Source organism: Curtobacterium sp. 320 (assembly GCF_031455235.1).
Taxonomy (GTDB): Bacteria; Actinomycetota; Actinomycetes; order Actinomycetales; family Microbacteriaceae; genus Curtobacterium.
On record NZ_JAVDSI010000008.1, the window covers coordinates 102,655 to 116,820 of the forward strand.

Genomic DNA, 14,166 nt, shown 5'->3' on the forward strand with positions numbered 1-14,166 from the left:
AAGCGCTTTTTTCGCATCCCGGACGGTAGGCTGAGCGGCATGGCCACGATGCAGCAGGTCGCCGATCGGGCGGGTGTGTCGATCGCCACCGTGTCCTTCGTCGTGAACGGCACGAAGTACGTCACCCCCGCGACGACCGCCCGCGTGCAGGCGGCGATGCGCGAGCTGAAGTTCCGCGGCAACGTCGTCGCTCGGGCGCTCGCGAGCCGCCGCACGCGGATCATCGCGCTGCTGTTCCCGACCACCGGCAACCGCTTCAGCCCGACCACCTCGCAGTTCTTCATGAGCGCTGCCGAGCGGGCGTCCGAGCGCGGCTACCATCTCGTGCTCTGGCCGGTCGACCCCGCCGGCGACGACCTCGACGACCTCGTCTCCGGGGGACTCGTCGACGGTGTGATCCTCATGGAGGTGCGGATGGACGACCCCCGCGTCGCCGTCCTCACCGCGCTCGACGTGCCGTTCACGCTCATCGGCCGCACCCGGGACAGCAGTGGTCTGCCGTTCGTCGACATCGACTTCGAGACCACGATCGAGTCGAGCATCGACCACCTGCAGTCGCTCGGGCACCGGCGGTTCGCGCTCGTGCTCGAGGACCTCGAGGGCACGCCGATGGCCGGCTACGCGCCGCACCTCCGCGCCGAGGCCACCTTCCGGCAGGTGACGGCCGCGCGTGGGCTCGGCGGCACCGTGGTCACCGCGGGTCCGGGGAGCGACGGCGGGCGTGCCGCGGCGAGCGAGATGCTCGCGCTCGACCCCGGCGTGAGCGCCGTGCTCGTGATGAAGGACGACTCCTCCGCTGGGCTGCTCGTCGGCCTGTACGCGGCCGGGCGCCGAGTACCGGAGGACGTCTCGGTGCTCAGCATCGCCTCGTCCGAGGCCAACGCCGACCAGCACTACCCGCGGCTGTCGACGATGGTGGCTCCGGGGCGCGAACTCGGGACCCGTGCGGCGGACGCGCTCATCGACCAGCTCGACGGGAAGTCCGACGAGCTGCCGCACTTCCTGCTGCCCTGCACCCTCCGCACGGCCGAGTCGACGGCACCCGCGCCCGCCTGACCGGCGCGCGGGGCGCGCAGGGCGCTCGCCGAGTCTCGCCTGGGCGGACACGTTCGCGGCTCCGACACCGCGAATGTGTCCGCATGGCCGAGTCTCGGGGCCTCGCCGCGCGGACGCGCCCGCTCCACGGACGGGAGGCGCGAGTCGGCCCCGCACCGCGCCTCCCGTCGCCGCACCCACCGGGCACCCAGGGCGCGTTGGTTGTGTGGACGTACAGGTTCGCACCAGGGGACGTCGAGGAGGACGTGATGGCGATCGACCGCAGGATGTTCCTGCTCGGGGGAGCGGGGGTGCTGCTGCTCGCCGGCTGCTCCACCCGACCCGAGCGCACCACGGTCCAGGAGTGGCCGACTGACCCTCCCGAGGGTGACGTCACGATCAGCTGGTGGGCCGGCCAGGTCGCGTCGAAGGACGGCGGGGACCTGCGGCGTCGGCTCATCGCCGAGTTCCAGAAGGAGCACCCGAACATCCGGGTGCGCATCGTGAGCGCCCCGAGCGACACCGACACGAACCGCACCAGCTTGACCACCCAGATCGCCGCGGGCAGCAGCACCCCGGACGTCTACCTCGGGGACGTCGCGTGGCCCGGGCAGTTCGCGAAGAACAAGCTCGCGACCCCGGTGAACGAGCTCGTCGGTGCGGACTTCTTCGACCAGTTCCCCGAGGGGCTCCGGCAGGCCGCGAGCGTCGACGGCACGTACTACATGTTCCCGCTCTACATCGACGAGTCGTTCTTCCTGTACCGGAAGGACCTGCTCGCCAAGCACTCCCTGCAGGTTCCGGGGTCGTGGGAGGAAGTGCGCGAGACTGCGGCGAAGCTCGTCGACACCGGCGACGTCAGCTACGGGTTCGCGTTCCAGGGCGACGTGTACGAGGGCCTCACCTGCAACGTCACCGAGTTCGTCGCGGACGCCGGCGGCTCGCTGCTCAACGACGACCTGACGAGACCCGAGACCACGAGCTCGGAGACGAAACGTGCGTTCGAGTTCATGCGGTCCCTGATCACCGACGGCGCCAGCCCGCGCGCCACCCTGACGTACCAGGAGCAGGACACGAACGACGCGTTCTCGGGCGGCCGAGCGGCGTTCCTCCGCAACTGGTCGTACGCGTGGGGCATCGCGAACGGGCCGGACAGCCAGGTCGCCGGCAAGGTCGGACTCGCCGCGCGGCCGACCTTCGACGGGCAGGACGAGCACCACTCGACCATCGGCGGGTGGGGCAACTACATCAACCCGCACACGCAGCAGCCCGCAGCGGCGCTGACGTTCGCGAGCTGGATGTCGAGCGAGACGGCGCAGCAGTTCCTCACCCGCGAGGGCGGGGTCCTGCCGGCCCGGAGCGAGTCGCTCACGAGCGAGGACGCGAAGCGCCAGCAGCGCCCGACGTACGACACCGCCGCGGGCATCACGCTCGTGCCCCGTCCGACGTCGACGGCGTACTACCCGAAGGTCTCGCAGGGTGTGTACCAGAACGGCAACAGCATCCTCGGCGGCCAGGCGTCCGTCGACGGCGGCACGAGCACGATGGCGTCGGCCATCGCGCTCGCCCTGAAGGGTGAGGCACTGTGAGCGCCGGCACCGCGACCCGGTCGTCGACTCGTCCAGGAGGCGCGGGTCGCCTCGACCCGCCGTCCCGCCTCAGCGGGCGGTCGCGTCTCGACCGCATCCGTGCGCGGGGCGCGTGGGGCTTCGCGGCCCCGGCACTCCTGGTCGTCGCGGCGGTGACGATCTTCCCGGTGGTCTACTCGATCGTCCTGAGCTTCGCGGACGTCGAGGTCGGCTACGAGGGGTTCACGATCCGGTCGTTCGGTCTCGGCAACTACGCGGCCCTGCTGCAGAGCGCGGACTGGTACCGGGCGCTCGGGTTCACCGTGCTGTACACGGTCGTGACGGTGTTCGTCGAGCTCGTGCTCGGCATGCTCGTGGCCCTCGTGCTCGAGCGGCTCGGGGCGACCCGGGGCTGGATGCTGGCGCTGATGCTCATCCCGTGGTCGCTCGTCACGATCGTGAACGCGCAGCTCTGGAAGTACATCTACGACTCGACCTACGGCGTCGCGACCTGGTTCTTCGGGCTCTTCGGCGAGGCCCCGGTGATCCTCGGCGAACCGGTGCCCGCGATCACCGGGCTGATGGTCGCGGACATCTGGAAGACGACGCCGTTCGTGGCGATCATCCTGCTCGCGGGGCTCGTGCAGATCTCCGAGGACCACTACGAGGCGGCCGAGCTCGACGGCGCGAGCACCTGGCAGACGTTCTGGCGGGTGGTGCTCCCGCAGCTCACGCCGACCCTGACGATCGCGGTGCTGTTCCGCATCCTGCAGGCGTTCGGCGTGTTCGACCTGCCGTTCGTGCTGACGAACGGCGGTCCGGGCACCGCCACCCAGTCGCTCGCGATCATGGGCTACAAGGTGCTCTTCCAGGACATCAACATCGGCCCCGGTGCGGCGATCGCGACGTCCACGGCGATCATCGTCGCGGCGGGGTGTCTGCTGTTCCTCCGGGCGTTCCGGAACCAGGCGAAGGGAGGGGATGCCTGATGCCCCGTCAACGCGTCCGCAAGGGCTGGCGGAAGTGGATCAACACCGTCAACGTCAGTGGTGTCGTCATCGCGGTGCTCACCGCGCTGCCGCTGTACTGGCTCGTGTCGACGTCGCTCAAGCCGGCGTCCGAGATCGGGCAGTCGCCGCCCACCGCCTTCCCGCAGTCGTTCACCCTCGACAACTTCGTGGTGGCCTTCCGCGACAACGCGCTCGGCCAGTACATGGTGAACAGCGTCATCGTGTCGGTGTCGACGACGGTGATCGTGCTCGCGCTGTCGTTCCTCGCCGGGTACGCGCTCGCCGGGCGGTGGATCCGCGGGCGGACGGCGATCATGACCTCGTTGCTCATGCTCTCGGTGTTCCCGGCGATCGCCGTGCTGACCCCGCTGTACCTGCTCGAGCGGAACCTCGGGCTGCTCAACTCCTACCCGGGACTGATCGTGCCGTACGTGGCGTTCAACCTGCCCTTCGCGATCTGGATCATGCGGAACTACCTCGTCGGGATCCCCTCGACGATCGAGGAAGCCTCCGAGATCGACGGCGCCGGAGCCTGGCGCACGGTGCTCTCCGTGATCCTGCCGATGGCGAAGCCGGGGCTCTTCACGGTCGGGGTGTTCACGTTCACGGCGTCGTGGAGCGAGTTCCTGATGGCGCTGACGTTCAACAGCGAGAACTCGTTCCGGACGATCCCGGTCGGGATCGCCCTGTTCGGGACGCAGTTCACCGTGCCGTTCGCCCAGATCTTCGCGGCGAGCGTGGCGGCGACGGTGCCGATCGTCATCCTCGTGCTGGTGTTCCGCCGGTCGATCGTGTCCGGTCTGACGTCGGGCGCGGTGAAGGGCTGAACCGGGCCCGGAACGGGACGGGAGGCGCGTGGCGGACCCGCCACGCGCCTCCCGTCCGATCGCGACCCGTCGTCAGCGGCGACGCGGGTCGCGATCGGTGTCGGTGAAGAAGTCCTCGTAGAGGCCCGCACCGTCTTGCAGCTCGCCGTACTTCCACCGCTTGCGCATCCGACGGAACGTCTCGATGCGCACCGGGTCGACGCCCTGCTGGGATTCGTACTTGCCCATGGTTTCCTCCCCGTCGTCCTCGTACCCCCGATCGGGGGCGTCCCCTCGTGACGGTACGGGCGAGAGCGTTCCGCGTCCGGCAAAGTAGGTCGGGAATTTACCTAAGTGCGCTTGGTGGACAAACGTTCGAGGTGCGCTCGCCAGCGCCCGTACTCTGCCGTCAAGGGGTCGGGGCGCCGAACTCGAGCGCCTGGATGACCCTGTCGATGACCCGGACGTACTTCGCCCGCTCCCGATCCGTGAAGGAGGACAACAGCTCGTGCAGATGCTCGTTCGTGCTGTCCATCGCCGACGCGTACGCACGCTCGGTCTCGGGGGTCAGCTCGATGTACCGGCTCCTGCCGTCGTCCGGGTTCGGGACACGGCACAGGTGTCCCGCCCGTTCGAGCCGATCGACCGTGCCCGTGACTGCCGGGCCACTCAGGCCGAGGTGCGACGCGAGGTCCTTCACCCGCACCTTCCGCTCGGCGGCCTCGGCGCGGGCGACGAACTGCAGCACGGTCAGGTCGGAGCCGGAGACCGACAGGTGTTCGCGGAGTCGACCGCGGAGCGCTCCCATCGCGGCTTCGAGCCGGGTGACGGCGGCCATCAGGTCGATCTCACTCACGCGGTCGCCCCTTCGGTGCGGATCGGTTCCGCGCAACGATACGCCGCGCTCACCCGACCAGCGTATCCAGATAACGAGGGGTGGCACGGAATCCGGACAACCGCAGTGCGGGAGGTCGCATGGCTGACCCGCTGACCGACGACTTCGGCGACGAGCAGACCGCGACACCTGCGACCGTCCGGTTCGAGGTGTCCGGCGGCCGTCCGGAAGACGCCGCGCGCGATCTCGGCGCGGTCTACCGCGGGGAGCGGTGGGACGCGCGAGTGACCGAGGCGCCGTTCGACTACCGGTACACGGCGATCGGCGACGCGGAGGTGACCATCCGCCGGTCCCAGTTGCGCGGCGCCCTCTCCGGGGTGGTGCCGGCCGGTGGCGACTACGTCGTGACCTGGATCAGCTCCGGCACCGCCGAGATCGAACGGTCGGGGGAGCGGTACGTCCTGCCGCTCGACGCCCCGGCGCTCTTCCCGCCGGACCACGACTACGCCTTCCGCACCGCGGACTACGACCAGCGGGTCGTGCACCTCGATCGAGCGTTCGTCCGCCGGGTCGCCGTGACGCGCACCGACGTCGGCGACCACGCGCTGCGCTTCGACGACCGGCACGTGCCGGGGTCCGAGACGGCGCGGCGCTGGCAGGGGGCGTTGACGGCGCTCGCACGGTCGCTGCGCGTCGGCGGCACGGACTCCGTCGCCTGGCAGGCCGCCAAGGTCACCGCTGCCGAGGTCTTCCTCGACATGTTCCCGCCGAAGCTCGACGACCTGCCCGCCGTGCTCGGGCAACCGCGCAACGCCCGGCTCCGTGCCGCGGTCGAGTACGTCCACGACCACGCCGCGGAGCCCGTCACGATCGGCGACCTGTCGGCGGCGTCCGGGTTGAGCGTGCGCTCCGTGCAGGAGTCGTTCCGTCGGGTGTTCGACGTGTCCCCGCTGACGTACCTGCGGCAGGTGCGCCTCGACCGGGTGCGCGCCGAGCTGCTGGACACCGATCCGCTCGCCGGGGCGGTCGGGGACGTCGCGCGCCGGTGGGGGTTCGCGCACCTCGGGCGGTTCTCGGCGGCGTACGCGGAGCGGTTCGGGGAGTACCCGAAGCAGACGCTGCGGCGCTGACGGTCGCGGTCCGCCGCTGACGGTGCGGCGTTGACGGTGCGGTCCGCCGCGCGGTGTCAGCGGTCCGCGGGCACCGGTCCGGTGCTCCGGCGCACGCGCAGGGTCGTCGGCAGCCGGACGTGGTCCGACGTCGGCTCGCCGCGCAGCATCGTGAGGAGCATCTCGACCGCCCGCGAGCCGAGCTCGACGAGGGGCTGTGCGACGGTGGTCAGCGGCGGCGTGGTGGTCGCGGCCTGGGGCACGTCGTCGAACCCGACCACCGACAGGTCCCCGGGCACGTGGAGTCCGAGCTCGGCTGCGGCACGGAGCACACCGACCGCCGACGAGTCGTTCGCCGCGAACACCGCGGTCGGACGGTCCGGTCCGGCGAGCAGGTCGCGGGCGACCTCGGCCGAGCGGTCCTCCTGGTAGCCGCCGTCGCGGACGAGTGACTCGTCCACCGACAGGCCCGCTGCCGCCAGTGCGCGCCGGTAGCCGGCCTCGCGCAGCTGTGCCGACGCCAGGTCCGGACGACCCCGGAGGTGCGCGATCCGGGTGTGCCCGAGCGCGACGAGGTGCTCGACGGCCTGGACGGCCCCGGCCTCGTTGTCGGAGTCGACCGTGGCGTGCCCCTCGGGGCCGGTGTGCGGGTCGATCGCCACGACCGGGATCGACGAAGTCGAGAGCGCCGTGCTCGGGGTCACCACGATCGCGCCGTCGATGAGCGTGCCGGACAACCGCGAGAGCGACCGGCGTTCCCATCCCTTCTGCTCGGCACCGGTCACGAGCCCGGCGTAGGCGAGCAGTTCGTACCCGGTGCCGGTCGTGGCGCCGGACACCCCGCGCAGGAGCTCGGTCGAGAACGGCTCGAACTCGGTGACGAGGATGCCGATGACGTTCGTCCGCGAGCTGCGGAGGCTGCGTGCGACGAGCGAGGTCTCGTAGCCGAGCTGCTCGACGACCTCCTGCACGCGCAGGATCGTCGCGGGGGCGACGCCGTCGCGTTGGTTGATCACCTTCGACACGGTCGGGATCGAGACCCCGGCAGCGCGTGCGACGTCCGCGATGGTGACCCGGCCGGCTCCGGGACGCATGCCGAGGGCCGTGTCCATGTGCACACCGTACCGCTGAGCTGACGCGCAAATTGGTAAAGAAAACGTTATCGATATCGATTGACATGGCTCGATGGCACCTGGCACGCTCTCCGCAGCGGCAGTCGATGTCGCTGATTGTCAACGACGACACTTCAGGAGATCCACGATGACGAGGAAGATCCGTGCCACGGCAGCCATCGCGCTGATCGGGGCGACAGCACTGGTGGCCGCAGGCTGCTCGGCCGGCAACGACGCCGCCGGGGGCGACAGCGGCGACGGGAAGGTCTCGATGACCTTCTGGAACAACTCGACGACCGGGCCGGGCAAGGCCTTCTGGCAGGACACAGTCAAGGCGTTCGAGGCGAAGAACCCGAACGTCACGATCAAGATCCAGGCCATCCAGAACGAGGACCTGGACGGCAAGCTCCAGACCGCCCTCAACTCGAACTCCGCCCCGGACGTGTTCTCGCAGCGCGGCGGCGGCAAGATGGCCGCGATGGTCAACGCCGGCCAGCTGCTGGACATCTCCGACTCGATCGGCTCCGGTGCCAAGAGCGGGATCAGCGACGGCTCGTTCAAGGCCTTCGAACTGAACGGCAAGACCTGGGCGATGCCGACGAACGTCGACCCCGAGGGCATCTGGTACAGCCAGGACCTCTTCAAGGAGGCCGGTATCGAGGGCACGCCGACCACGATGGACGAGCTGAACGCCGACATCCAGAAGCTCAAGGACAAGGGCATCCAGCCGGTCGCCGTCGGTGCGAAGGACGCCTGGCCCGCGGCGCACTGGTACTACAACTTCGCACTGCGGGCCTGCTCGTCGAACGTGCTCAACAAGACCGCGCAGGACCTGAAGTTCGACAACAAGTGCTGGAAGCAGGCCGGTGAGGACACCAAGGCCTTCTTCGACACGAAGCCCTTCAACGACGGCTTCCTGACCACCTCGGCCCAGCAGGGCGCCGGCAGCTCAGCCGGTCTCGTCGCGAACCACAAGGCCGCGATGGAGCTCATGGGCGCCTGGGACCCGGGCGTGATCTCCTCGCTCACCCCGGACGGCAAGCCGCTGCAGGACCTCGGCTTCTTCCCGTTCCCGGAGGTCTCCGGCGGCAAGGGTGCGCCCGGCTCGATGATGGGCGCCGTGGGCGGGCTCTCCTGCTCGGCGAAGGCCCCGAAGAAGGCCTGCACCGACTTCCTCAACTTCGTCACCACGAAGAGCGTGCAGGAGAACTACTACAAGGCGTTCAACTCGATCCCCGCGAACAAGGACGCGCAGTCGGTCGTGACCGAGCCGTACCTGACCACGGTGCTCAAGGCGTACAACGACGCCCCGTTCGTCTCGAACTACCTCGACACGCTCTACGGCCAGAACGTCGGCAACGCGCTCAACACCAGCGTCGTCAACCTGCTCGCCGGCAAGGGGTCCGTCTCGGACATCGTGTCGACCGTCAACCAGGCCGCGGCGAAGGGCTGAGACACATGACCACCTCCGTCGCACCGCGCTCGAACGAAGCGCCGGCCGGGACGGGGCGTCGCACGGGCGGGGCCGACGGTTCGCCGTCGGCCCCGGCCCGCCGGGCCCGCAAGGGCACCGACGTCCGCACCCGGGTCGAGATCGCCGTCCTCGCCGGTCCGGCGGTGATCATGTTCGTCGGGTTCGTCATCCTGCCCGTCGCACTCGCCGCCTACTACGGCTTCTACAAGTGGCAGGGCTACGGCGCCCCGGTCGACTTCGTCGGCCTGCAGAACTACACGGTGATCTTCACCGACCCCGACTTCCGGGCGGTGCTCTGGCACAACCTGTTCATCGTCATCGGCTCGCTCGTCGTGCAGGGTCCGATCGCGATCGTGCTCGCGCTGCTGCTCAACCAGCGCATCCGCGGCCGCGGGCTCATCCGCGTCCTCATCTTCCTGCCGTACGTCATCTCCGAGGTCATCGTCGGCACCGGGTGGAGCCTCATGCTCCAGTCGAGCGGTGCCCTGAACGACCTGCTGCAGAGCATCGGTCTGGGCGGCCTGCGCAACGACTGGCTGTCGAACCCGGACATCGCGCTGTGGACCCTGCTCGGGATCATCTCGTGGAAGTACATCGGCTTCGCGGTGATCCTCTTCCTCGCCGGCCTGCAGAGCATCCCCGAGGAACTGTTCGAGGCCGCGCAGCTCGACGGCGCGAGCTACTGGCAGATCCAGCGACGCATCACGCTGCCGCTCCTCGGACCGACGCTCCGCATCTGGGCGTTCCTGTCGATCATCGGGTCGCTCCAGCTGTTCGACCTCGTCTACATCATCTGGGGGCAGTACATCGCCTCGACCGCCGGGACCTCGACGATGGCGACCTACATGGTCGGCAACGGCCGCCTGTCCGGCAACTACGGGTACGGCAACGCCGTCGCCGTGGTGATCTTCCTCATCTCGCTGGTCGTCGCCCTCGTCTACCAGCGGTTCGTCCTGCGCCGCGACACCGCCGGCGCCCTGACCGAGAAGAGCGACCGATGACCGCCACCGCCTCCATCGTCGCGCCGAAGCGCCGCCAGCGTGACACCGGACCCGTCCGGCGTGAGCGCAACCTCGGCACGTACTTCATCGCGCTGCTGTTCATCGCCGTGTGCATCGGGCCGGTCGCGTACATCGTGCTCGGCGGGTTCCGCACGAACTCGCAGATCACCGCGAGCCCGGCAGGGCTGCCGAACCCGTGGCAGATCGGCAACTACGTCAACGTCCTGACGAGCGGCGTGTTCTGGCAGCAGCTCGGCAACTCGGTGATCGCCGGCGTCACCACCACCCTCGGCGTGGTCGTGCTCGGCCTCATGGTGAGCTTCGTGCTCGCCCGGTACCGGTTCCGGGGGAGCGGCGCGCTCTACTCGCTGTTCGCGGCCGGTCTGATGTTCCCGATCACGGTCGCCATCACGCCGCTCTACATCCTCGTGAAGGACCTCGGCCTGACGAACAACCTGGCGGGCGTGATCCTCCCGCAGATCGCGTTCGCCCTGCCGACGACGGTCATCATCCTGGTGCCGTTCCTCCGGGCGATCCCGGACGAGCTCGAGGAGGCGGCCGCCATCGACGGCGCGAGCAAGCTCGGGTTCTTCTTCCGGATGGTCGTCCCGCTCTCGCTCCCCGGCGTCGTGACGGTTGGCATCCTCGCGTTCATCGGCAGCTGGAACAGCTACCTCCTGCCGCTGTTCATCCTGAACGACGCGTCGACCTACACGCTGCCGCTCGGGGTCCAGGCGTTCGCGTCCCAGTACTCGGTCGACACCGCCCGGGTGCTCGCGTTCACCTCGCTCTCGATGATCCCGGCGCTCGTGTTCTTCGCGATCTTCCAGAAGCGCATCGTCGGCGGCCTGACCGGGGCGGTGAAGGGGTGACGGCGACGGACGCGACACGGACCGTCGGACGCGAGCCGTGCCTCCAGTCCGACCCGCGCCGCGTCGAGGACGCGACCGGCGCCGACCGCGCGACCGCCCTGCTCGCCGCCATGACGCTCGAGGAGAAGACCGCGCAGCTCGTCGGCTACTGGCTCGACCAGAACGGCGTGGTCGCCCCGATGCAGGGGGAGATGGCGGCGCACGACGACGCCGACGGCCGCACCCTGGCCGACGTCACGCGCCACGGCCTCGGCCAGTTCACCCGCGTCTACGGCACCCGCCCCGTCGAGCCGGACGAGCGCGCGGCGTGGCTGTGGTCGGAGCAGCGACGACTCAAGCGCGAGACGCGACTCGGGATCCCCGCACTCGTGCACGAGGAGTGCCTCACCGGGCTCGCCGCCTGGAAGGCCGCCACGTTCCCGACGCCGCTGGCGTGGGGCGCCGCCTTCGACCCGGAGCTCGTCGAGCAGGTCGGCGAGGCGATCGGCGACTCGATGCGGCAGCTCGGCGTGCACCAGGGCCTCGCCCCGGTGCTCGACGTCGTCCGCGACCCACGGTGGGGGCGGGTGGACGAGTGCATCGGCGAGGACCCGTACCTCGTCGGGACGATCGGCACCGCCTACGTCCGGGGCCTGCAGCGCGCCGGGGTGGACGCGACGCTCAAGCACTTCCTCGGGTACTCCGCGTCGCAGGCGGGGCGGAACCACGCTCCCGTGCACGCCGGGCCGCGCGAGGTCGCGGACGTCTTCCTGCCGCCGTTCGAGATGGCGCTGCGCGACGGCGGGGCCCGGAGCGTCATGAACTCGTACGCCGAGGTCGACGGCGTGCCGGTCGCGGCGAACGGTGACCTGCTCACCGACCTGCTCCGGGGACGGCTCGGATTCGACGGCACGGTGGTCGCCGACTACTTCTCGGTCGCGTTCCTCGAGGTCATGCACGGCGTCGCCGCCGACCGTGGCGAAGCGGCCGCACTCGCCCTCACCGCGGGCATCGACGTCGAGCTGCCCACCGGGGACGCCTACCTCGGGCCGCTCGTCGACCGTGTCCGCTCCGGTGACGTCGACGAGTCGCTCGTCGACCGTGCGGTGCTCCGTGTGCTCCGGCAGAAGGAGCGGCTCGGGCTGCTCGACCCGGACGCGTTCGAGGACGAGCCGCCGACCGGGATCGACCTCGACACCCCTCGGCACCGGGCGCTCGCGAAGGCGCTCGCGGCGCGGTCGCTCGTGCTGCTGTCGAACGGACCCGAGGCCCCGGTCCTGCCCCTGGCCCCGGGGGCGTCGGTGGCGCTGATCGGGCCGAACGCCGATCGCGCCGAGGCCCTGCAAGGGTGCTACTCCTTCGCCAACCACGTGCTCGCCGCGCACCCCGACCTGCCGCTCGGCTTCGCCATCCCGACCGTGCGCGAGGCGCTGACGGAGTCGCTCGGGGCCGACACCGTCCGGTTCGCCGCGGGCTGCTCCGTGACCGGCGACGACCGCTCCGGGTTCGACGACGCGGTCGCGGTCGCGGAGCGCTCCGACGTCGCGGTGGTCGTCGTCGGCGACCAGGCCGGACTGTTCGGCCGCGGGACCGTCGGCGAGGGGAACGACACCGAGTCCCTCGACCTGCCGGGCGTCCAGCGCGAGCTCGTCGAGGCGGTGGTCGCCACCGGCACGCCGACCGTCGTCGTGCTCCTGACCGGACGGCCGTACGCCATCGGGTGGGCGCTCGACGGCGACGCTCCCCGTCCGGCCGCGGTGGTGCAGGCGTTCTTCCCCGGCGAGGGCGGTGGTCTCGCGATCGCGGAGCTCCTCACCGGCGCCGCCGCACCGTCCGGTCGCCTGCCGGTCTCGCTCCCGCGGGCTGCCGGTGCCCAGCCGTACACGTACCTGCACCCGCGCCTCGGCGGGCCGTCCGACGTGACCGCGACCGACTCGACGCCCGTCCGGCCGTTCGGGTTCGGGCTCTCGTACACCTCCTTCGCGTACGAGGACCTCGTCGTCGACCCGACCGTGTCCAGCGCGGGGGCCTTCGACGCGTGGGTGACCGTCCGGAACACCGGGGAGCGTGCGGGCGAGGACGTGGTGCAGGTGTACGGGCACGACGTGCAGGGGAGCGTCACCCGGCCGGTCGCCCAGCTGCTCGGGTACGCCCGGGTCGCGCTCGGCCCGGGGGAGTCCGTGCGCCTGCGGTTCAGCGTGCCCGTCCAACGCTTCGCGTTCACCGACCGCGCCCTGCGGAAGGTGGTCGAACCCGGGGACGTGGAGGTCTGGATCGCGTCCCACGCCGCGGCGTCCGGACCGACCGGTGGGGTGCGCGCCGACGGGATCGTCGCGGTGGGCGGCGGGACCGGCCCCGCGCCCGTCCCCGGGTCCGCCACGGCGCGTGCGGTCGTCCGCGTCACCGGGCCGGTGCGCGAGGTCGAGCCGTCCGACCGGCGCACGGTCACCTGGGAGCGGGTCTGACCGCACCGACGACGGGACGGACGGGAGGCGCGGTGCGGGCTCGCACCGCGCCTCCCGTCCCGTTCGTGGCCGGTGTCCGGATCAGAGCATCCCGGTGAGCACCCCGCCGTCGGCGCGGACCGCCGCCCCGTTCGTGGCGGACGCCCGCGGGCTGGCGAGGTAGGCGACGAGGTCCGCGATCTCCTCGGGCCGGATGAACCGTTCGAGCAGGGTCGTGTGGTTCTGCCCGATCACCGCGGCCTGCACGGCCTCGACCGGGGCGTCCTGCGCGGCCGCGATCGTCTCGATCGTGGCCGCGACCCCGTCGGACCAGGTCGGGCCGCCGAGGACGGTGTTCACGGTGACGCCGGTCCCGCGGGTCCGCTTCGCCAGGCCGTTGCCGAGCGCGATCACGGCGGCCTTCGTGACGCCGTAGTGCACCATGTCGACGGGCACGTTCACGCCGGACTCGCTGCCGACGAACACGATCCGGCCCCAGCCGCGCTCGAGCATCGGGTCGAGCAGTGCCCTGCACAGCCGGACGCCACTCATCAGGTTGACGTCGAGGTACCGCTGCCACTCGGCGTCGTCGACCGATCCGAAGTCGGCCAGGCCGAACAGTCCGACGTTGTTCACGAGCACGTCGACCTCCGGGAGCTGCTCGAGCAGCGCGTCCACCTGCGCCGGGTCGGCGAAGTCCGCCGGGATCCCGGACACCTCGGCGCCGGGAAGTGCCGCTCGCAACCGGGCGACGGCAGCGTCGACCCCCGTGCGTTCCCGTCCGTTCAGCACGACGCGGGCTCCCTCCGCCGCGAGGGCTGCTGCGACGGCGTACCCGATGCCCTGCGTCGAGCCGCTGACGAACGCCGTCCGGCCTCTGATGTCGAGATCCACGTCGTACTCCTGTCGTGTCAGTTCACT

At 70.6% G+C, this 14,166-nt stretch carries 13 protein-coding genes; 9 read left to right on the plus strand and 4 right to left on the minus strand.

What is annotated here, in order from left to right:
- Positions 1-39 precede the first annotated feature (39 nt).
- From J2X60_RS12275 to J2X60_RS12290, 4 genes are all read left to right on the plus strand, one after another.
- Positions 40-1,056: a LacI family DNA-binding transcriptional regulator gene (locus J2X60_RS12275; RefSeq protein ID WP_309778790.1), complete on the plus strand. Its 1,017-nt coding sequence runs from the start codon at positions 40-42 to the stop codon at positions 1,054-1,056.
- 248 nt (positions 1,057-1,304) lie between these two features.
- The gene (locus J2X60_RS12280) at positions 1,305-2,624 is read left to right on the plus strand and encodes an ABC transporter substrate-binding protein (protein WP_309778791.1); all 1,320 of its coding nucleotides are present in this window, start codon (positions 1,305-1,307) and stop codon (positions 2,622-2,624) included.
- Positions 2,621-3,592, plus strand: coding sequence for a sugar ABC transporter permease (locus tag J2X60_RS12285; RefSeq protein WP_309887813.1), 972 nt, complete (start codon positions 2,621-2,623; stop codon positions 3,590-3,592). Before J2X60_RS12280 ends, J2X60_RS12285 begins: the two co-directional genes overlap by 4 nt.
- Positions 3,592-4,440, plus strand: a complete 849-nt coding sequence (locus tag J2X60_RS12290) for a carbohydrate ABC transporter permease (RefSeq protein WP_309887816.1) — start codon at positions 3,592-3,594, stop codon at positions 4,438-4,440. Before J2X60_RS12285 ends, J2X60_RS12290 begins: the two co-directional genes overlap by 1 nt.
- Positions 4,441-4,512: 72 nt before the next feature.
- Here the strand turns inward: J2X60_RS12290 and J2X60_RS12295 are convergent, their stop codons facing one another.
- On the minus strand, positions 4,513-4,668 hold the full coding sequence (locus J2X60_RS12295; protein ID WP_309778792.1) for a hypothetical protein: 156 nt from the start codon (positions 4,666-4,668) through the stop codon (positions 4,513-4,515).
- A gap of 160 nt (positions 4,669-4,828) precedes the next feature.
- Positions 4,829-5,275 (minus strand): MarR family transcriptional regulator, encoded by a 447-nt coding sequence (locus J2X60_RS12300; protein WP_309778793.1) that lies wholly within the window; start codon positions 5,273-5,275, stop codon positions 4,829-4,831.
- 119 nt (positions 5,276-5,394) lie between these two features.
- Here J2X60_RS12300 and J2X60_RS12305 point away from each other — a divergent pair, with 119 nt between their 5' ends.
- The gene (locus J2X60_RS12305; RefSeq protein WP_309778794.1) at positions 5,395-6,384 is read left to right on the plus strand and encodes an AraC family transcriptional regulator; all 990 of its coding nucleotides are present in this window, start codon (positions 5,395-5,397) and stop codon (positions 6,382-6,384) included.
- Positions 6,385-6,440: 56 nt separating this feature from the next.
- On the opposite strand, the gene J2X60_RS12310 is transcribed toward J2X60_RS12305, so the two are convergent.
- Entirely contained in the window at positions 6,441-7,475 is a 1,035-nt protein-coding gene (locus tag J2X60_RS12310) for a LacI family DNA-binding transcriptional regulator (RefSeq protein WP_309887818.1), read from the minus strand.
- A gap of 148 nt (positions 7,476-7,623) precedes the next feature.
- On the opposite strand from J2X60_RS12310, the gene J2X60_RS12315 reads away from it, so the two are divergent.
- The 4 genes from J2X60_RS12315 to J2X60_RS12330 all read left to right on the plus strand — a co-directional run bounded on the left by J2X60_RS12315 (position 7,624) and on the right by J2X60_RS12330 (position 13,266).
- Positions 7,624-8,928, plus strand: coding sequence for an extracellular solute-binding protein (locus J2X60_RS12315; RefSeq protein ID WP_309887820.1), 1,305 nt, complete (start codon positions 7,624-7,626; stop codon positions 8,926-8,928).
- 5 nt (positions 8,929-8,933) lie between these two features.
- On the plus strand, positions 8,934-9,950 hold the full coding sequence (locus tag J2X60_RS12320; RefSeq protein WP_309778796.1) for a sugar ABC transporter permease: 1,017 nt from the start codon (positions 8,934-8,936) through the stop codon (positions 9,948-9,950).
- A complete protein-coding gene (locus J2X60_RS12325; protein ID WP_309778797.1) occupies positions 9,947-10,822 on the plus strand; it encodes a carbohydrate ABC transporter permease in 876 nt (291 codons plus the stop codon). The genes J2X60_RS12320 and J2X60_RS12325 overlap by 4 nt, the downstream gene beginning before the upstream one ends.
- Positions 10,823-10,932: 110 nt before the next feature.
- A complete protein-coding gene (locus tag J2X60_RS12330) occupies positions 10,933-13,266 on the plus strand; it encodes a glycoside hydrolase family 3 N-terminal domain-containing protein (RefSeq protein WP_309887949.1) in 2,334 nt (777 codons plus the stop codon).
- Between the two features lie 81 nt (positions 13,267-13,347).
- Here J2X60_RS12330 and J2X60_RS12335 read toward each other — a convergent pair whose 3' ends face one another.
- Entirely contained in the window at positions 13,348-14,139 is a 792-nt protein-coding gene (locus tag J2X60_RS12335; RefSeq protein WP_309887822.1) for an SDR family oxidoreductase, read from the minus strand.
- Positions 14,140-14,166: the final 27 nt, after the last annotated feature.